Origin of the sequence: Staphylococcus sp. GDY8P47P (assembly GCF_016892225.1) — a bacterium.
Lineage (GTDB): Bacteria > Bacillota > Bacilli > Staphylococcales > Staphylococcaceae > Staphylococcus > Staphylococcus borealis.
This window is the reverse complement of sequence record NZ_JAFENV010000011.1, coordinates 258,858-278,788: the sequence shown is the minus strand read 5'-3', so window position 1 is coordinate 278,788 and position 19,931 is coordinate 258,858. Positions and strand designations below refer to the sequence as shown.

Below are 19,931 nucleotides of genomic sequence, written 5' to 3'. Positions count from 1 at the left end.
TAGAACTTTTGCCATGTATTTCTTATTCCACACCACTATCTTCTTCTCCTGTTCTATAATACCTTTCGCTTTACGTTCATCGTCTCTGTTACTATAATGTACTTTAAAAGTAGCATTTTACAACTATACTATGCTTACTTAAATAAAGGAGAGACAATCGTATGAATAATAGAGATTTTTTCGATCAATCCATTTTTAAAAATAACCCAAAAGATGTATTTCGTGATTTAGGAGAACAAGTATTCAATCAATTTTCATCAAAAAGCTTCCCAACAAATATTTATAATCAATCAAGCCAGTATGTATTAGAAGCTGAATTACCAGGCGTTAATAAATCAGAAATTGAACTTAAATTTGAGCATTCTGCACTAACAATTAAAGTACAAAAGCATGTATCAGAACAAACAGGTAGCGTCCAATTAAATGAACGTGCAAGTGGCGAGCTAGTCAGACATTTCGAATTTAATGATATTGATAAATCACAAATTAAAGCAAGCTATGAAGATGGCATTTTAGTCGTTACTTTACCTAAAGAAGTAAGTGCACAAGATCAGTCGACTACAATTACAGTAGAATAATCAATGATATATTAAAGAGCAATACAAAGCTATCATTAGCCTTGTATTGCTCTTATGAATGTATAAACTTATTTTGCGTATTCTTTTTTATATAAGTGTCCCATTGTAATAAATGCTAAGATACCAAATATTGCTAAAAGAATAAACGCTAAATGACTTGAACCTGTTAATCCTGTTACGTAAGTAATCACTAGTGGTGGGAAGAATCCGCCTAAACCACCCATCATTGAAACAATACCATTAGCTGCACCAGATTCATTTGCAAAGTATGAAGGCACGAGTTTAAATATTAAACCATTACCTAAACCTGCACAGATACTGATTGTTAAACAACCAATCGTAAATAATGCAATATGACTTGAAATGCCTAAAATAACGGCACCTATAACCATAACGATAAAGTCAATCATTAGTACTTTAACCGCATTAAACTTATCTCCAAGAATCCCTCCGACCGGTCTCAAGAATGTAGCTAAAGCTATAAATACACCTGATCGAATCCCTGCATCTACTTTATCAATACCAAAATTATTTACTAAGTAGTTAGGTAAGAATAATCCAAATGCTACAAAAGCACCAAATGTAATAAAATACCATAGACTTAAATAATATAATTTGTAATTTGATGATAATTTTTTAAATTGAGATGCTAAAGGTACTTTCACTTTTGGTTCATTTTTATCACCAAAAATGAACATTAAAACGGCAAAAATAGCAATGATAATCAAATAACTTCTTACTGTTGTTTGCCAACCAATAATACCTGCAATCGGTGGTGCTAAGAATGATGATACTGCTGTACCAATGTTACCCATACCGTAAATACCATTCGCAAGTCCTACTTTATCTTTTGAGAAATATTTTGGTACAGACGTTACACCAACTGAGAAAATCGCGCCACCAACACCTAAAAAGAATCCTGATAGCATTAACATGCCTGGTGTTTGTGCTTGTCCTAAAAAGAATATTGGGAATAATAGAACGACAAAACTACAGAAGAATACCCATTTTGCGCCGATAACATTCGTTAAATAGCCAAATGGTACGCGTAGTATTGAACCTAATATAACCGGAATTGCCAGTATAATTGATAACTGACCAGGATTAACTTTAATATCTTGTGAGATATACGGCATTAATGGAGAAATGATACTCCACGCCATGAATCCTACTACAAGACTTAACGTTTGTAATGTAAGTTGAAAGCCACCTTTTGTCTTATACATTTTTTCACCTTCATCATTTCATTTTCTTTATCAGTAATTGTTATATAAAAGAGGTCAAAAATTTATATTTCAATCACATTACTGATTACATTTAAATTTTAGTAGATTTGTGAAAAAATGAACATAAGGACATTCCCTTATACTGCCGGGGAATCCCCCTATATTTTCTATCCCAAAATAAACATAAATAAAGAGGCCAGGATGGAATTCTTCTCGAATTCGACTTCCTAGCCTCTTAAGGATGATTAGATTTGAGAACAGCTTAATTTAAGAACCGTCTCAATTCAGTTAGCTACTGCGCATTTGCTATGTAGCTTAAATGATGTTTTTACCTATAACACATTCGTTTTTAGAGATGTAAATGTAATTAAAAATCCAACAATTTCTTTTTCAATGCATATTCAACTAACTCGGGCTTAGATTTTAAATCCAGTTTCGTCATAATATGTGTCTTATGTGCTTCGACCGTTTTAACCGACACAAACAACTTTTCGGCAATATCTTTATTGCCATACCCCTTAGCAATGAGCGGTAAGATTTCTAGTTCTCTTTTAGATAAAATTTTAAAAGGATCATTCGTAGATACGTCATCTGAATGCTTATGATTCACAAATTCATTAACTAACGATGTCGTCAACTTCATATCTACATAGGTTTCACCTTTATAAACTGTGCGAACTGCTAACAATAACTGTTCGTCAGGTGCATTTTTTAAAATATAGCCTTTAGCGCCATTACGAAGAACGTGGAACAGATATTCTTCATCATCATACATCGTTAATATTAAGATTTTAGTTTCTGGAAAGCTTTCTGATATCTTACTTGTCGCTATTAAACCAGATTCACCAGGTGGCATACTTAAATCCATAATTAAGACATCTGGTTTATGTTCCATCACTTTCTGATAAGCCTCTCCCCCATCAGCAGCGGTTGCAACAACTTCCATATCTTCTTGAAAGTTTAATATCATTGAAAATCCTGTTCTAACGACTGCGTGATCGTCTGCGATTACAATCTTCACTTTATATTCCCCTAACTTACTTTAAACTGGTACTTCTAACGTTATAATTGTCCCCTTGCCAATGTGCGTTTCAATGTTCACTGACCCTTTGACAAGTTCTGCTCTTTCGTTCATACCATATAATCCTAACCCAGTGCCTTGTGGTTTCAAATTAGGATCAAAACCATTACCTCTATCAATCACTTCTGCGATAAGACCCTCTGGCGTTTGTTGGACAGACACATCTACTTCATATACGCCAGCATACTTCAATGCATTAAATATTGCCTCTTGAACTACTCGATAAACGACGGTTTCAATTTCACTATCGAAACGTTGATTTTGAATATTTGATTGATACACAACGTTAAATCCATAATTTTGTTCTAATTGCTTGAAATACGATTTAAAAGCCGCTTCCAATCCTAAATCATCGAGTGATGAAGGTCTTAGTTCAACTGACATGTTTCGAATGTCATTAATTAAATTAGACATTAAAACTTCAATGTGCTCAGATTTCTCAATCAGTTGTGACATATCTTGTTGATATTTTAACAACCTCAACTCAACATCTACATTTAACATTTCTTGAACAACACTGTCATGTAGTTCTCTAGAAATACGTTTTCTTTCGTTCTCCTGTGCGGCAATCGTTTTACGTAACATTTGACGTTGATACATTTTTTCTTGACGCTGAATTTGTGGTGATATGTCTTGTAATGTAAAGGCATAGATTTGAGCCTCTTCATCAATACATTGATAAGACGCTGTAAAAGGTTGAATCTTATTATCCACAGTCTTCATGAACACTTGGAAGTTCATATCATTCGGCTTTGTTGTATCTAAATAACAATTAATACAACTTTGTAATGCAAATTCATTAGAGTAACCTTCACAACGATTACATATTGCATTCGTCATAGCACTGTAGTTATTGTCCTTTGAAATGATTTCTTCAGCAGCATCATTCATGGCAATAACTTTACCATCTTTATTCACAAAGACGATTTTTTCGTTCGTTTTTTCATAATATTTTTTTAGTAAGTTCTCTAAATCGAGATTATAAACATCCAACATTAGGATCACCTACATTTCTTCTGAAAATGTCCATAGCTTACCATGAATATCCAACGTTTCATAATCAGGTAACGCCTTACCATCTCTTTGACCTAAGAGTAAGACGCCATATACTTGATTATTGTAACATAATGGAATCGCAACCATTGCTGTCAAGTCTTCAGCAATTAAAATAGGATATTTAATCTTATCTTCAGGTGATAAACTTGAAGCAACGTCGTCAATAATCATTCGTTTACCAGTCTTCATAACCATACCCGCTAAGCCACGGCCTTTACGTAAGATAATCATTTTATAACGTTGATTCGTATTGCCTGAGACATAATGCCATTTAATAGGCGCTGAACTATTATGGTGTTCATATAATGCTACACCTGCAAAATCGTAGCCTTCGTTAACCCTTAGATCATTCAATTGTTGTTGGAAATCCTGTTTCTTAAAAACTGGAGTGGTCGTAATCACATTTGAATCTCCTCTCATACTCATGAACGTGTTTTATGTTTACGATAAACAATATATCTGCGATTAGTATACGATAGTGGCACACTCCATACATGTACTAAACGTGTGAATGGCCAGCAAGCTAAAATTGTAAATCCTAGTAAGATGTGAATTTTAAATGATAATGGCACATCTGTCATTAAGCTTGCATCAGGTGAGAAAGTAAATAAGTGTCTAAACCAGATAGATATCGTTTGACGATAATCAAAGTCACTTACCACCGCATTCGTAACTAATGTTGAATAACAACCCATGAAAATAATTAATATTAATAAAAAATTGACAAAAATATCAGATGCTGAACTTAGCTTTCTAACATTTTTAATTGTAATACGTCGTGCTGTTAAGAGTAACATACCAATAAACGTCATTATACCAAAGATACTACCAATGTATACAGCACCAAAATGATACATTTCTTCACTAACCCCTAGGCCATCAATCCATTTGGCTGGTATCGCAAGTCCTACAACGTGACCAAAAAATACTGGAATGATACCTAAATGGAATAATAAGCTACCCCATTTTAATTGTTTCTTTTCTAAGAATTCACTAGATTTCGCAGTCCATGAGAACTGATCATATTTATAACGTGCAATGTGGCCAACAATAAAGATGGCTACACACAAATAAGGAAAGATAATCCATAAAAATTGATTAAGCATGAGATGTCACCTCATTTGGAATTTCTAAGCAAGCTTTCAATGTATTTCTTAACGCACGTATCACGTAAGCATAAGGATTGTTGTCTTGCGCTAATTGATTGGCCATTTCATACGTACCATCTTCAATAATCATAATAACCAATTCAATATTTCCTTCAGCACGTGGATCGTTTTGCCATGTTGCTACATGCAAGAACTGCAACATCAACGGTAGATAATCAGATAACTCATTATCTACCATTTTCAAACCAAACATTTCATATAACACTTTAAGTTTGGCTAACATTTGTCCGCGCTCTTTTTGCGTATCAAATTTGTTATAAGTCATATAGAGTGGTGATTTTTTATTGAAATCAAATGTATCTGTATAAATCGCTTTAATTTCTGATAGTGTGAATTGATGCATGATTTCTCTATATTTTACTAAATCATCGTAACCAGGATGTGATGGCTCAATCGTTTCTTCAAATGTTTTTGGATGAAACGTAAGTTTCTCAGGAAAATTAAGTTGCTGTGCAATATAGCCAAAGCTTTCTTGATAATAATGAAATTGTTGTAAATTAATCACGGAAAATACCTCCATAGAAATTCTCATTATAAATTTCTTGTCCTGTTTTTCCTGAACCTACTGGAACACCACAGCCCTCACAATTATCACCAAAGTACTCGCCACCGTATCCTTGACTACCTTGAGCATGATACGTATCTAAATAAGTTTCTTTATGAGATGTTGGTACAACAAAGCGGTCTTCATATTTCGCTAAACCTAATAATCGATACATATCTTTAGTTTGAATTTCAGATAATCCAAGTCTTTCTAATTTCGATGTATCAAACGCTTTACCTGTAACTTGTGAACGCATGTAGCTTCTCATCATTGCCATCTTTTGTAGTGATTCCTTAACAGGTTGAACATCACCAGCGGTAAATAGATTTGCTAAGTATTCGATTGGTAAACGCATTTCTTCAATTGCTGGGAAAATCATATCTGGATTTTGACCAGCATTTTTACCTTCGAAATAGCTCATGATTGGGCTCAATGGTGGGCAATACCAAACCATAGGCATTGTTCTAAATTCTGGGTGTAAAGGAAATGCTAATTTATATTCAATTGCTAATTTATAGACTGGTGAGTTTTGTGCTGCTTCAATCCATTCATAGCTTATGCCATCTTTTTCAGCTTGTTCGATCACTGCTTCATCAAATGGATTTAAGAAAATGTCTAATTGTTTTTCATATAAATCTTGTTCATTTTCAGCTGAAGCTGCTTCATGAACTCTATCGGCATCATATAATAAGACACCTAAATATCTCATTCTACCTGTACATGTTTCAGAACAAACAGTTGGTAATCCCGCTTCAATTCTTGGGAAACAGAATGTACATTTTTCTGCTTTATTTGTTTTCCAGTTGAAGTACACTTTTTTATAAGGACAGCCTGTCATACAATAGCGCCAACCACGACATGCATCTTGGTCAACTAAAACGATACCGTCTTCATCACGTTTATACATTGCACCTGAAGGACATGACGCAACGCAACTAGGGTTTAAGCAGTGTTCACATAGACGAGGTAAATACATCATGAACGTTTCATCAAATTGGAATTTAATATCTTCTTCGATTTTTTGGATATTTGGATCTTCTGGACCAGTAATATGAGCGCCAGCTAAGTCATCTTCCCAGTTAGGGCCCCACTCGAGATTAAGTTTTTCGCCAGAAATCAATGAGTGTGCTTTAGCCACTGGTGAATGTTTACCTTCTTTAGCAGTTGTTAAATGTTCATAGTTATATGTCCATGGTTCATAATAATCTTTAATCAGTGGCATATCTGGGTTGTAAAAGATTTTACCTAACGCCATTTTTGTCCAACGACTACCAGATTTAAGTTCTAATTTCCCTTTTTTATTTAAGACCCAACCACCTTTATAATGTTCTTGGTCTTCCCATCGTTTCGGATATCCGACACCTGGTTTTGTTTCTACGTTGTTGAACCACATGTATTCCGCACCTGGACGGTTCGTCCAAGTGTTCTTACATGTTACGCTGCAAGTGTGGCAACCTATGCATTTATCTAAATTTAACACCATTGCAATTTGCGCTTTAATCTTCAAGCCAATTTACCTCCTTCATCTTTCTCACTGCTACGTATACGTCACGTTGATTTCCAATTGGTCCATAATAGTTAAAGTGATAGCTAATTTGTGCATATCCACCTACAAGTTGGGTAGGTTTTAAGTGAATTCTTGTTGGTGCGTTGTGTGAACCACCGCGTGTATCTGTAATTTCTGACCCTGGGGTTTCAATATGTTTATCTTGTGCGTGGTACATGAACATTGTGCCTCTTGGCATACGGTGTGATGTGACAGCTCTTGCAGTTACAACGCCGTTTCTGTTGTATACTTCTAACCAATCATTATCATTGATGCCATGCTCTTCAGCATCTTCATTAGATAACCAAACGACTGGGCCACCTCTAAATAATGTCAACATACGTTCATTATCTTGATATGTTGAGTGAATATTCCATTTACCATGAGGTGTTAAATAACGTAATACTAATGCATCTTGTCCACCTTTAACTTGCTTATCTCTCGTACCAAATACCATTGGTGGTAACGTTGGTTTGTAAACTGGTAGGCTTTCACCAAATTGTTGGAACACTTCGTGATCGATATAATAACTTTGTCTACCTGTGAGTGTTCTAAATGGTACAAGACGTTCTATATTGGTTGTAAATGGTGAATATCTACGTCCATTTTTATTTGAACCAGGGAACACAGCTGTTGGTATTACTTCACGTGGTTGTGACGTGATATTTAAGAATGAAATCTTTTCTGATGCACGTTCTTTTGAAATATCTTTCAATTCCATACCTGTTTGATTTTCTAAATCTTCATATGATTTTTGTGATAATTTACCATTTGTCGCTGAAGATATATTCAAGATGGCATCTGCTACTTTTCTAGCTGTATCGATACGTGGACGATTAGTTCTAACTGATTCAGCATCTTCATCATTCCAAGTACCTACCATACTTTTAAGTTCTTCATATTCGTCTTTAACACTAAAGCTTACGCCGTGTGCACCAACTTTTCCTTTTTCAAGTAATGGGCCTAAAGTCACATATTTATCATAAATTTTAGTGTAATCTCTTTCTACAACTGCGAAGTTTGGCATTGTTTTACCTGGAACAGCTTCAACTTCACCTTTAGACCAATCTTTAACGATACCGTATTCAGAACCCAACTCTTGTTTAGAGTCATGGCCAAGTGGTGTCGTTACAACATCTTTAAATGTACCTGGTAAATAATCTTTTGCCATTTCAGAAACAGCTTTACTTAATGTTTTATAAATATCCCAGTCTGAACGTGATTCCCATAATGGATCAATAGCTGGATTAAATGGATGAATGAATGGATGCATGTCTGTTGATGATAAGTCATGTTTTTCATACCATGTTGCTGCTGGTAAGACGATATCTGAGTACAATGGTGTCGCAGTCATTCTGAAATCCAACGATACTAGTAAATCTAATTTACCTTCTGTATCTTCACGCCATTTAATTTCTTCTGGTTTATCTTCTTCATTAGGTTCAGCCATTAATCCTGAACGTGTACCTAATAAATGTTTCATAAAGTATTCTTGTCCTTTAGCAGAACTTGAAATTAAATTTGAACGCCAAACAAATAATGTTTTTGGATGGTTCTTTCTTAAATCTGGATCTTCAATCGCAAATTGCGTTTCTTTGTTTTTCACAGATTCTATCGCTTTATTCAAAATAGCTTCATTTGAATCATCACCCTCATCTTTGGCTTCTTCCCCGAATAATAGACTGTTTTTATTAAACTGAGGGTAAGATGGTAACCAACCTAATCTCGCTGCCGTAACATTATAATCAGCTGGATGTTGATGTTTAATATTATTGGCGAGTGGTGATTTCAATTTATCAACATTAGATTCTTCGTATTTCCATTGGTCCGTTGCAAAATAGAACCAACTTGTACCATTTTGTAAACGAGGTGGTCCTTGCCAGTCTTTAGCAAAGGCTACAGTATTCCATCCTTCAATTGGTCGACATTTTTCTTGTCCAACGTAGTGTGCCCAGCCACCACCGTTCACACCTTGACAGCCACATAATAGAACTAGGTTTAAAATCGCACGATAAATCGTATCTGAGTTGAACCAGTGGTTAATACCCGCACCCATGATAATCATTGAGCGCCCTTCTGTATCAATAGCATTTTGCGCAAACTCTCTTGCTACTTGTGTCACTAATTCTGGTTTAATACCTGTTACACGTTGTTGCCATGCTGGTGTATATTTTGAATCTGCATCATCATAAGATGTTGCTTCTAATTCATGGTTAAATCGTTTAATACCATATTGACTTGTCATCAAGTCATATACCGTCGCAACATACACTTCTTTGCCGTTAGCTAATGTGACTTTTCTAGCTGCAATCGGTCTTTCAAAGATGCCATCACCTTGACTATCAAAGTAAGGGAATTGAATCGTTTTAATTTCATATGTGTCTTCCGCCATAGACATTGCTGGATCAATCTTAGAACCATCTTCATTTTCTAATTTTAAGTTCCACTTCTTGCCTTCTTCCCAGCGTTGACCCATTGTGCCATTAGGTACTACAAATTGACGACTATTGATATCGTGAATGACCGGTTTCCATTCGCCATTTTCACTTTCCATACCTAAATCACTTGCACGTAAAAATCGCCCTGCTTTATAACCATTGTCATCTTCATCTAACATAATGATGAAAGGCATATCTGAATATTGTTTTGAATAGTTGATGAACATATCACTTGGATTATCTTGATAATATTCTTGTAAAATAACATGTGTCATCGCTTGTGCTACTGCTGCATCTGTACCAGGATTAGGTGCTAACCAGTTATCTGCAAATTTAACATTTTCTGCGTAGTCTGGTGCTACAGAAACCACTTTAGTTCCTTTGTATCTTACTTCTGTCATAAAGTGCGCATCCGGTGTACGTGTAAGTGGTACGTTTGAACCCCACATAATAATATAAGCAGCGTTGTACCAGTCACTTGATTCTGGTACGTCAGTTTGTTCTCCCCAAATTTGTGGTGACGCAGGTGGTAGATCGGCATACCAATCATAGAAACTTAACATTTCTCCACCAAGTAAATTAATAAATCTCGCACCTGCTGCGTAACTAATCATTGACATCGCTGGAATAGGTGTGAATCCAGCAATTCGGTCTGGACCATCCTTTTTAATGGTATACAAAATTTGTGCAGCGATGATGTCTGTTACATCTTTCCAGTTAGCACGAACATGGCCACCTTTACCACGTGCTTGTTTATACATTTTCGCTTTCTCTTCATCTTCAACGATTGAAGCCCAAGCAGCAATGCGGTTACCATTATTTTCTTCTAATGCAGTTGTCCATAAATCTAATAATTTTCCTCTAATGTATGGATATTTCACACGAAGTGGACTATATTCATACCAAGAAAATGATGCACCACGCGGACAACCACGGGGTTCAAATTCTGGCATATCAGGACCACAACTTGGGTAATCAATTTGTTGGTTCTCCCATGTGATCACACCATTTTTTACGAATACTTTCCATGAACATGATCCTGTACAGTTAACACCATGTGTTGTTCGAACTACTTTATCGTGACTCCATCTTTCACGGTACATTTTTTCCCATTCTCTACTTTTGCTCTCAAGAACTGACCAGTTTCCATTAAATTTTTCAGTTGGTTTGAAAAAGTTTAATCCAAATTTTCCCATCTATATGAATCCTCCTACCGTTAAAGGTATTAACTTATTCCGATTTGCCATTTTACTTTTGAATTTATAATGATTGTACAATTTTTCACATATGATAGGTATTAGGGAATGTCCTAATTTGAATGGGGGAATCCCTAAAAAATAAAAAAGCAGGCAGTGGTACTTAACTCTCTAAGAATTTGTAGTACCACTCCTGCAAGGATGACTTAACAAGTAATATATTTAATTTTATTGTCATTGATAATTTGTTGATGTAATTGTTGTTGTGTTGGATGGCAACTTTCATCAACGTCTATTAAACAGCGATAACCTGTTTCTGACATTTCTTCTGCTTTTAATAAAGCATCTTCTTTAGAACCTTTTATCACATATAATGTATCATCAACATTGCGTTCACGTTCTTGTGACACGACGTGTGCTTTATCGATATGATCAACAATCGCGCCTAATATACAGATTCCTGGTTCACCTTCAAGTTCATGTTGTTGTAATTGATGTTCAATTGTACTTAATTTACCAATAATAACACGTTGGTTATAACACGTTACATTAAAGACAATTGCAATCGAATAATCTTCAGTTGTATACGCAGTGATTTGTTTGATAATATGACCTAATCGCTTAATTCCCATATAGATAGCTAACGTACCACCATTAATGAGATTACGAATATCCGTTTCTTGATTGATTGAATCTTTGAAATGGCCTGTCGAAAACGTAACACTTGGTGCTACTGATCGCAATGTCAAACCTAAATCCATTGTTGCAACAGCTGCACTTGCTGAAGTGACACCAGGAATAATTTCGTAGTCAATGCCATAGTCTTTTAAAGTATTCACTTCTTCAGTAACACGACCAAATATCGCTGGATCGCCACCTTTAAGACGTATCACCGTTTGATATTGTTTTGCAGCCTCAACGATTTTCAAATTGATTTCATCTTGCTGTATATGTTTCGCATAAGGTTTTTTACCGACATCAATGATTTCAGCGTCAGCTGGTGCATATTGTAGGATAAGCGGATTAACTAAACGATCATACAGAATAACGTCTGCTTTCTTAATGCATCGCTCTGCTTTTTTAGTTAAAAGGTTGGGATTCCCAGGACCCGCACCAATCAAATATACCTTTGCTTTCTCATTTATAGACATACATAAACGTCTCCATCAATAACTTCCACTTGATATGTTTCAACACATCCCGTATCTGGTTCTTGGACTTCCCCACTTCTTAAATCAACTTTTTGATCATGTAATGGGCAATAAACATAGTCACCACTCACTGTTCCTTCTGATAAAGGCCCTTGTTTATGAGGACAAATATTATTGATTGCATGAATGTCTCCGCTTTCAGTTAAGAAAATGCCAATTTCTTTACCATCAACAATTACTTTTTTACCAATTAATGGTGTTAATTCTTCTAATGTCGTTACTTTAACTTTTTCCATAGATTTCATCATTTACACCCTCTCAACTTCAAAGATTTTTTGAGCTTCTTTATCTTCAACGATTGCTTCCCAAGGTTCGCCATGTCCATCAATCGCTTTTTTAGCATCCATAATTCTATCGAATAATTCTTTTTGACGTTCAGGATCTAATAACACTTCTTTGACGTTTTCAAAGCCTAAACGATTTAACCAAGGTGCCGTTCTTTCTGCGTAAATACCTGTTTCACGATAATATTGCATTAATGCACCACATAATTGGATAACATCATCTTCAGTTTCAACAGTAGTTAACAATTTACCTACAGTAACGTCTGTACCACCGTTACCGCCAATATAAATTTGATATCCATTTTCTACTGAGATAACACCGAAATCTTTAACACCAGATTCAACACAACTACGTGGGCAACCAGATACACCCATTTTAAATTTATGTGGTGTGTCGATATATTCAAATGTTTTTTCTAAACGAATACCTAAGCGTGTAGTATATTGTGTACCAAATCGACAGAATTCTTTACCGACACAACTTTTAACAGAACGTGTTTTCTTACCATAGGCTGAAGCTGAACGCATACCTAAATCTTTCCAAACTTGAGGTAATTCTTCTTTTTTCAATCCGTATAAACCGACACGTTGAGAACCTGTTACTTTAACTAAAGGTACGTTGTATTTTTTAGCAACTTCGCCTAATCTAATCAATTGATCAGCATCTGTTACGCCACCACGCATTTGTGGGATAACAGAGAATGTACCATCGTTTTGAATATTAGCATGGTAACGTTCATTTGCGAATCGTGATTCTTTTTCATCTTGGTGATCATGTGGATATACCATATTTAAATAATAGTTAATTGCTGGTCGACATTTAGGGCAACCATTTTTATCTTTGAAATCGAGAACATGACGCACTTCTTTAGAAGTTTTAAGCCCTTTAGCTCTGATTTGCGTTACAATTTGGTCGCGTGTTAAGTCTGTACATGCACAAATACCAGTTGGTTTTGCTGCTACAAAGTCATCACCTAATGTACATTGTAATAATTCGCCGATTTGACCTTTACATTTACCACAAGAGTTACCTGCTTTAGTTGCTTTTGTAACTTCGTCAACAGAAGTTAAGCCTTTCGTAGTAATTGCATTCACAATCGTACCTTTGTCGACACCATTACAACCACAAATCGTTTCATCGTCTGGCATGTCAGCGATTGATGTTACCGCTTCTTCGCCACCTTTGTATAATAATGAAACCAATGTATAGTCTTCTAAAGATTCATGTTTTTTCATCATGTTATAAAATCTTGAACCATCATCAGTATCACCGTACAACACTGCTCCGACAACTTGACCTTCACTTAAGTACACTTTTTTATAAATGTTATCTACACTATTGAAAATTTCAATCCCATGGACATTATCATTTTCAACAATTTGTCCTGCGCTGTATAAATCACATCCAGATACTTTTAATGAAGTGAATGTTGTAGACCCTTTATAACCTTCTGTTTCTTTGCCAGTTAAATAATCGGCTAATACTTTACCTTGTTCATAAAGTGGTGCGACTAAACCGTATACTTTGCCATTATGTTCTGAACATTCACCGACAGCGTAAATATTTGGATCTGATGTTTGTAAATAGTCGTTAACGACAATACCTCTATTTACTTCTAAGCCAGCGTCTCGAGCGACTTGCGTAAATGGACGGATACCTACTGCCATAACTACTAAATCCGTCTCAATCACTCTTCCGTCTGCTAATCTAATCGCTTCAACATCATCTTTACCTATAATTTCTTTAGAGTTTGCTTGTAACTCGATATTCATACCTTGACGTTCTAAATCTGCTTTAAGCATACCACCAGCTTTACGGTCTAACTGCATTTCCATTAGCCATTCTGCTAAATGTAATACTGTAACTTCCATGCCTTGATCCATAAGACCTCTTGCACATTCAAGTCCTAACAATCCGCCACCAATGACGACTGCTCTTTTTTTCGTTTTAGCGATGTCAATCATACGTTCAGTATCTTCGATTGTTCTCCAACCAATTACACTTGGTAAATCTGAACCAGGTATAGGTAATACAAATGCACTTGAACCAGTTGCAAAAATACAGATATCATATTTAACTACAATACCTTTTGAAGTTGTTACCGTTTGAGCGGAACGATCAACTGTTTCCACTGGATCATTAACGATTAACTCGATGTTATTTTCTTCATACCATTCATATGGATTCATGATTGTTTCTTCAACAGTCATTTTCTTTTGTAATATATTTGATAACATAATTCTGTTATAATTTGGGTAAGGTTCTTTACCAATAATCGTGATATCAAATTGTGAATCAGAACGTTCGAGAATTTCTTCAATCGTTCTTAAACCTGCCATGCCATTTCCAATCATTACTAATTTTTGTTTAGTCATAAAATATGCCCCTTTTATCACTTAAAATTTACTTATTTTCCATTTGCAATATTTGTTATTATTAAATGTTTGAATTTATACATTTGTTTCTTCACTGTTATTCTATAACAAATCTCCTTAAAAATGTGATTAAATTCACAAATATTAGTAAAATCGGGGAATTCCCTAATACGCTATTTGCACATAAAATAATAGGAGTAGGACAATGCATTCAATACGAATGGCGTCCTACTCCTTATAATCTGAGTTTATTTAATATCTAATTGCTCTAAACGATCACTAATTATTAATTTTAAAATGTTATCAAAGTTGATAGATGGCGTAATATGCAGTGTACCTTGAATATCCATTTCTGAAATTAAGCGTTTCACTTTATTAACAAGGCGTCCATCATATAGAAACATAGGTACAACAATTAATGTTTCATACTGCTCAGCTAATTGGTCTAAATCATTTCTGAAGGTAATATCACCATATAATGTTCGACAAAAGACAGGTACGTCTTGCTTTAGCTTCTTACCAAAGGATTTCAACTCATCATGCGCTTGCGTATATGAAAAACTACCATGCGCAATAAGAACAATGGCATGATTTACCGAAGCATCCACATTAACGTCTCGAATTCGTCTTTCAACTAAATCGACCATTAAATCGTGTGTGCCAAGTGGTTTACTAATCTCGTAATGTATTTGTGGGTGTGTTTGTTTAATGTGCGCAAGTATATTCGGCACATCTACAATATAGTGCATGGCTGAAAAAATTAATAACGGCACCACTTTAAAATGTGTTTCTCCCGCTTGAATTAAACGCCCTATTGTATTCTCAATACTTTTCTCTTCACTCTCTATAAATGCGAGTTCATATTGATAGGTTTCATCTCTTAAGAGCGACTCTAAAAATGCTTCTAACGCTTGATTTTGGTCACCTTTTCTCATACCATGTGCAACTAAAATATTGGCTACCAATCTTGTCATCCCCCTTTAATCCATGTGCAATCACAATCCATTGAATGCACTATTAAACTTTAAATGTTGATTAAAATCATATGTTTTTCTACTAATCAAGTCAAGTCTGCTGGTTAATTTGTCACTAATAAAAAAGTTGAGACAAACATAGGGTAGAATTCCTAGTGAATTCATTATCCCAGCCGTTGATCTCAACCAATCCGCCTTATTTATTAATTAAACTATCACGTGAACCATTCAAATAGGCATAAACTAAACCAATAAAGATACCCCCACCGATATAGTTACCAATTAAAGCAAACACAATATTTTTAATAACATCTAACCATGAAAGTGCATCTAAATTATAAAACACCATGCCTGCATATAAACCTGCATTAAAGACAACGTGTTCATAACCCATAAATACGAACACGACAACTCCTGCCGCAATAAAGAACGCTCTTGCTAATCCTTCTTTAAATAACATAGATACATAAATACCAATATTAATAAAGAAGTTACAAAAGATGGCTTTAACTAAAATATTTAGCCATGTTGATTCTACTGTCTTCATATGTACTGTTTTACTTAAACTGGCAATCATTTCCGGCGTCATTATATGTGTCCCTTTCATTAAGAAAAATAAAATAAATCCGCCAATAATATTTCCAATAAAGCAGAATAAGAAAATGAGTAGCATCTTATTAATAGTAATCGCTCTATAGTACCAACCTACCGTTAAATACATAAAATTACTGGTCAATAATTCTGAATTAGTTAATACAATTAAAACTAAAGCTAAACTAAACGCAATCGCACCCAATAAATTAACTAATCCTTCGTTAGTTCCAGCAAATTGTGTTTTAATTGCTAACATAAATACAGTTACGATCGCTAATAAAAACCCTGACATCATCGCTTTCAAAGCGTATCGTCCAGGCGTTTTCTTTGCCATAATTTCTTTCGTTTGAACTTGTCCAACAGCCGCTTCTACAATATCACGAGTTGCGTGGGTATCTTCAACCGTTTTATTGTTCTTCAACATATGTATGCCCCCTACATCCTTTTCAAGTTATGTTTCAATTATATATTTTTTAAGAAAACATGAATAGATTAAATTTCATACATCAAAAAAGTGAGGTGAGCTCGTGTCGTGTAAACACGAAGTCACCTCACATTGAGATTTACTATTTTTGTGATTTAAGTCTAGATAAATAACGCAATCCTGTAGCAAAGATACCATAGCCTAATGCAGTTCTTAACACATATTTAATTGCACTATTATCAATCGCTTTTGAATTCAATAGGATTGTAGGGATTAAAGTACTAACTGAAAACAAAGCAAGTACTTTCAAATATCTTTCCTTCATTTCATCAACCTCATTTCATCTACATTATAACGTAAATTCAGTGAGATTTTTTGACATCCTTATGACTTTTTACGTTTCAATAGTGCATCAAGTTGGTCTAACGTAGAATTCATTCCCGCTTCTACACCCATATCAAGTGCTTGTTGCGCAGCATCTTTCGTTGGGAAAATTGAAGTTGACGTAACACGCGTGTGTTCCTCTGATTCTGAAGTAAAATCCATAAAGATTTGCATACCAGGTAATGTTGCATCTTTTTCACCTTGAGGCGTAGCAAAAAAATCAAAGTATTCAATGTGATGCGGTTTTTCGACTTTTTTATATTCTGTAAGTGTGTAACTTATTTGTTCTGGCATTTCAATCGCAAAGAAAGCATCTCCATCGGCAACCGGATTAAAACGATATACCTTTGTTTTGCCTCCTTGAGGATGGAACCATTGCTCAAATAACGCTTTCGTTGTGTACGATTCAAACACTTCATTAATTGGTGCTTCGAACGTTCTCGTAAATATAATTTTATTATCTTTAATCTGAATTGACATGTTAATCCCCCTACTTTTAAAAATAACTCACTCTGAATTTACCAGTTATTTATTTTTAATACAAAGATATTAAAAAACTCCCTTCAAAATTCACATTATCTCAATGTCTACTTTGAAGGGAGTCTATGCTTATATGTCGTATTTATTGTGACGAATGATTAGTCTTCAAGTGGAAATTCTAAATCGAATTCAACATGTAAGTCTTTGCCTAATAAGAATCCGCCAGTTTCAAGTTGTTGGTTAAATGTAATACCATATTTTTCACGATTAAGATTACCAGTAATAACTAAACCAGCTGTATTTTTACCGTTAAGTGGGTTTAAGCTAATACCTTTATAATCTAAATCAAATGTTTCTTCATGTGTTTGGTCTTTCATTGTTAAGTTACCAGTAACTGATTTTTCATCTACTTTTGTAATTTCAAATTTAATTTCTGGGTAGTTTTCAGCGTCTAAGAAATCTGCGCTTTTAAGATGATTATCACGATCTGCTACTTTCGTATCAATTGAATTTGCTTTAACAGTAAACGTACCTTGTAATGAACTTAAATCGTTAAAATCACCTGAGATGTTAGCGTCAAATTCGTTAAAACGTCCTTTAACATTTGATACAACTAAGTGTTGAATAGAAAAGTTAACTCCTGAATGTGCTGGGTCTAAATTTAAATTAGCCATGTTTACATACCTCCAATATTTAAATTATGAAACTACGTAGCTGAAAACCAGTACGATAGTTTGTATAATTATTATACTTAGTATAATAAATCAACTTAATTAGAAATACAAGTAAAAAGACTCACATTTAAAAGATTTAATGTGCTAACATTTCTTCTTTGATATCATCCTTATCTAAAGAAGCAGGATAGTACGTTGGCCAGTGATCCATTTCTTTAAGTAACGTTTCATTGTTATCACCCATAAAGATATGGAAATGTTCAGCTTTCTTAGGTGCAATATTATGATCACTAAACTGAACATATTTCGGTAATGATGGCGTATCATTGTTTGTCAATTTATAAATAAATCTCACACCGCGATTACCTTTCTTATAATCTAAGATTTTTTTACCAACATATTCATACGTTCCAGTTACCTTATTCCCATTTTTTTCAAAAGTAATGTTGTCACCTTCAATATGAATGTTAGAAATATCAGTTTTATAACCTTTTTCATAGTATGCTTTGTATTCTTTTGCTGTCATACTGCTATCTTCTTCAGATTTATGTTTCATAACATCATCTAAATCACCATTTTTTAAATAAGGATAAACTGATTGCCATTCACCTTCATAATCCGATAGCGCACGATCTCTAACTTGCTCATCTTTAAAATAACCATCTGAAATTGCTTTGTCATGCTTATGTTCAGCTTTGTCATCTTGTACTTTTATGTTGGAATCCAATGCTTTATTCAAAGCTTCAATATTTTTGTTCATTAATGTTTGATAATTTATTGATGTGTCTTTAGATTGTTCTTTATTTAGTGACTCCATATTATAGAATTTTAATGGCTTGGCGTTGGTTTCTTTTCTGATTGTCTCAGTCACTTTATTGGCAACATTATCTTCGTATAATATGTATTTAACATTTTTATCATTAATCTCTTTAACTAATTGTGTAAGTGCTTTTTGAGAAGGGTCTTCAGCGTTCATATTTTGAATTCCCTTTTGAACAAAGCCATAGCGATCTGCGAGATAACCTAAAGATTCATGTGAAATAAATACAGCATTACCTTGTTTATCTTTAGTAATGTCTTTTAATTTATTGTCAATGTCATCTAACGATTTTTCTAATTTTTTAAAATTTTTCTCATATTCATTTTTATGCTTTGGATCTTTAGCTACTAACTGATCTTTAATTTCTTTAGCAAAGATTTTATTTTTCTCAGGATCTAACCATACGTGTGGATCATATCCGCCATGATGATGGTGATGATGTTCATGTGAATCTGCATGTTCTTCATCCCCGTGTTCATGCTGATCTGTGAGTAATGTTGAACGGTCTAATTTATCTTGTAATGATACTTTCTTTTTATCATCTTTAATTGTTGCTGCAACTTTCTTAGCGACTGGATCTAAATCGTCACCTGTATACACGAATAAATCAGATTTATTAACCTTTAACATGTCTTTCTGAGTTGGTTCATAATCATGTAAGTCTGAGCCAGCAGGATAAATGGATGATACATTCACATGATTACCACCTATTTGTTCTATAAAAGATTGTAAAGGATAAACGGTTGTAGACACATTGATTTTATCGCCATCCTTTGACTCCTTATTAGAACTATCTTCTTTTCCGCAAGCTACTAAAACACATAACATTATAGATAATAAAATGGTAAGACTTAAAAATCGCTTCATATCGCCCCT

Annotated in this window: 18 protein-coding genes; 1 reads left to right on the top strand and 17 read right to left on the bottom strand. The window is 34.5% G+C overall.

The genetic code is table 11. The features are described 5' to 3' along the window. Positions 1-161 precede the first annotated feature (161 nt). Positions 162-578 carry an Hsp20/alpha crystallin family protein gene (locus tag JVV30_RS04355; protein ID WP_053028695.1) on the top strand — a complete coding sequence of 139 codons (417 nt, stop codon included), beginning with the start codon at positions 162-164 and terminating at the stop codon, positions 576-578. 68 nt (positions 579-646) lie between these two features. Here the strand turns inward: JVV30_RS04355 and JVV30_RS04350 are convergent, their stop codons facing one another. The 17 genes from JVV30_RS04350 to adcA form a co-directional block, all read right to left on the bottom strand. After that, positions 647-1,804, bottom strand: a complete 1,158-nt coding sequence (locus JVV30_RS04350) for a nitrate/nitrite transporter (RefSeq protein WP_070854658.1) — start codon at positions 1,802-1,804, stop codon at positions 647-649. A 367-nt stretch (positions 1,805-2,171) separates the two neighbouring features. Continuing rightward, positions 2,172-2,825, bottom strand: coding sequence for a nitrate respiration regulation response regulator NreC (gene nreC / locus JVV30_RS04345; RefSeq protein WP_011274985.1), 654 nt, complete (start codon positions 2,823-2,825; stop codon positions 2,172-2,174). A 21-nt stretch (positions 2,826-2,846) separates the two neighbouring features. After that, the gene (nreB, locus tag JVV30_RS04340; protein ID WP_053028697.1) at positions 2,847-3,881 is read right to left on the bottom strand and encodes a nitrate respiration regulation sensor histidine kinase NreB; all 1,035 of its coding nucleotides are present in this window, start codon (positions 3,879-3,881) and stop codon (positions 2,847-2,849) included. Between the two features lie 9 nt (positions 3,882-3,890). Continuing rightward, positions 3,891-4,340, bottom strand: a complete 450-nt coding sequence (gene nreA / locus JVV30_RS04335; RefSeq protein ID WP_053029050.1) for a nitrate respiration regulation accessory nitrate sensor NreA — start codon at positions 4,338-4,340, stop codon at positions 3,891-3,893. 23 nt (positions 4,341-4,363) lie between these two features. Continuing rightward, entirely contained in the window at positions 4,364-5,047 is a 684-nt protein-coding gene (narI, locus tag JVV30_RS04330) for a respiratory nitrate reductase subunit gamma (RefSeq protein WP_070854659.1), read from the bottom strand. Beyond that, positions 5,040-5,615 (bottom strand): nitrate reductase molybdenum cofactor assembly chaperone, encoded by a 576-nt coding sequence (gene narJ / locus JVV30_RS04325; RefSeq protein ID WP_053028699.1) that lies wholly within the window; start codon positions 5,613-5,615, stop codon positions 5,040-5,042. The genes narI and narJ overlap by 8 nt, the downstream gene beginning before the upstream one ends. Continuing rightward, entirely contained in the window at positions 5,608-7,161 is a 1,554-nt protein-coding gene (narH, locus tag JVV30_RS04320; protein ID WP_204193540.1) for a nitrate reductase subunit beta, read from the bottom strand. Before narH ends, narJ begins: the two co-directional genes overlap by 8 nt. Continuing rightward, the gene (locus JVV30_RS04315) at positions 7,151-10,834 is read right to left on the bottom strand and encodes a nitrate reductase subunit alpha (protein ID WP_204193538.1); all 3,684 of its coding nucleotides are present in this window, start codon (positions 10,832-10,834) and stop codon (positions 7,151-7,153) included. The genes narH and JVV30_RS04315 overlap by 11 nt, the downstream gene beginning before the upstream one ends. Positions 10,835-11,040: 206 nt before the next feature. Then, entirely contained in the window at positions 11,041-11,985 is a 945-nt protein-coding gene (cobA, locus tag JVV30_RS04310) for a uroporphyrinogen-III C-methyltransferase (RefSeq protein ID WP_204193536.1), read from the bottom strand. Beyond that, positions 11,976-12,290 (bottom strand): nitrite reductase small subunit NirD, encoded by a 315-nt coding sequence (gene nirD, locus JVV30_RS04305; protein ID WP_011274977.1) that lies wholly within the window; start codon positions 12,288-12,290, stop codon positions 11,976-11,978. Before nirD ends, cobA begins: the two co-directional genes overlap by 10 nt. A 3-nt stretch (positions 12,291-12,293) precedes the next feature. Continuing rightward, entirely contained in the window at positions 12,294-14,705 is a 2,412-nt protein-coding gene (gene nirB / locus JVV30_RS04300) for a nitrite reductase large subunit NirB (protein WP_204193534.1), read from the bottom strand. 248 nt (positions 14,706-14,953) lie between these two features. Continuing rightward, the gene (locus tag JVV30_RS04295) at positions 14,954-15,670 is read right to left on the bottom strand and encodes a sirohydrochlorin chelatase (RefSeq protein WP_204193531.1); all 717 of its coding nucleotides are present in this window, start codon (positions 15,668-15,670) and stop codon (positions 14,954-14,956) included. Between the two features lie 205 nt (positions 15,671-15,875). After that, positions 15,876-16,697, bottom strand: coding sequence for a formate/nitrite transporter family protein (locus JVV30_RS04290; RefSeq protein WP_075108105.1), 822 nt, complete (start codon positions 16,695-16,697; stop codon positions 15,876-15,878). 142 nt (positions 16,698-16,839) lie between these two features. Beyond that, the gene (locus JVV30_RS04285) at positions 16,840-17,022 is read right to left on the bottom strand and encodes a hypothetical protein (protein ID WP_053028706.1); all 183 of its coding nucleotides are present in this window, start codon (positions 17,020-17,022) and stop codon (positions 16,840-16,842) included. A 59-nt stretch (positions 17,023-17,081) separates the two neighbouring features. Beyond that, the gene (locus JVV30_RS04280) at positions 17,082-17,561 is read right to left on the bottom strand and encodes an SRPBCC family protein (protein ID WP_204193529.1); all 480 of its coding nucleotides are present in this window, start codon (positions 17,559-17,561) and stop codon (positions 17,082-17,084) included. A 158-nt stretch (positions 17,562-17,719) separates the two neighbouring features. Next, entirely contained in the window at positions 17,720-18,235 is a 516-nt protein-coding gene (locus JVV30_RS04275) for a YceI family protein (protein WP_053028707.1), read from the bottom strand. 136 nt (positions 18,236-18,371) lie between these two features. Next, positions 18,372-19,922 (bottom strand): zinc ABC transporter substrate-binding lipoprotein AdcA, encoded by a 1,551-nt coding sequence (gene adcA / locus JVV30_RS04270; RefSeq protein WP_204193527.1) that lies wholly within the window; start codon positions 19,920-19,922, stop codon positions 18,372-18,374. Between the last annotated feature and the right edge of the window lie 9 nt (positions 19,923-19,931).

What these genes read in the sequence shown, in the direction of transcription:
- adcA (WP_204193527.1), bottom strand. Translation starts at nt 19,922, where the DNA reads ATGAAGCGATTTTTAAGTCTTACCATTTTATTATCTATAATGTTATGT.
- JVV30_RS04290 (WP_075108105.1), bottom strand. Translation starts at nt 16,697, where the DNA reads ATGTTGAAGAACAATAAAACGGTTGAAGATACCCACGCAACTCGTGAT.
- JVV30_RS04285 (WP_053028706.1), bottom strand. Translation starts at nt 17,022, where the DNA reads ATGAAGGAAAGATATTTGAAAGTACTTGCTTTGTTTTCAGTTAGTACT.
- JVV30_RS04315 (WP_204193538.1), bottom strand. Translation starts at nt 10,834, where the DNA reads ATGGGAAAATTTGGATTAAACTTTTTCAAACCAACTGAAAAATTTAAT.
- JVV30_RS04350 (WP_070854658.1), bottom strand. Translation starts at nt 1,804, where the DNA reads ATGTATAAGACAAAAGGTGGCTTTCAACTTACATTACAAACGTTAAGT.
- nirB (WP_204193534.1), bottom strand. Translation starts at nt 14,705, where the DNA reads ATGACTAAACAAAAATTAGTAATGATTGGAAATGGCATGGCAGGTTTA.
- nirD (WP_011274977.1), bottom strand. Translation starts at nt 12,290, where the DNA reads ATGAAATCTATGGAAAAAGTTAAAGTAACGACATTAGAAGAATTAACA.
- narI (WP_070854659.1), bottom strand. Translation starts at nt 5,047, where the DNA reads ATGCTTAATCAATTTTTATGGATTATCTTTCCTTATTTGTGTGTAGCC.
- cobA (WP_204193536.1), bottom strand. Translation starts at nt 11,985, where the DNA reads ATGTCTATAAATGAGAAAGCAAAGGTATATTTGATTGGTGCGGGTCCT.
- JVV30_RS04280 (WP_204193529.1), bottom strand. Translation starts at nt 17,561, where the DNA reads ATGTCAATTCAGATTAAAGATAATAAAATTATATTTACGAGAACGTTC.
- JVV30_RS04275 (WP_053028707.1), bottom strand. Translation starts at nt 18,235, where the DNA reads ATGGCTAATTTAAATTTAGACCCAGCACATTCAGGAGTTAACTTTTCT.
- JVV30_RS04355 (WP_053028695.1), top strand. Translation starts at nt 162, where the DNA reads ATGAATAATAGAGATTTTTTCGATCAATCCATTTTTAAAAATAACCCA.
- nreB (WP_053028697.1), bottom strand. Translation starts at nt 3,881, where the DNA reads ATGTTGGATGTTTATAATCTCGATTTAGAGAACTTACTAAAAAAATAT.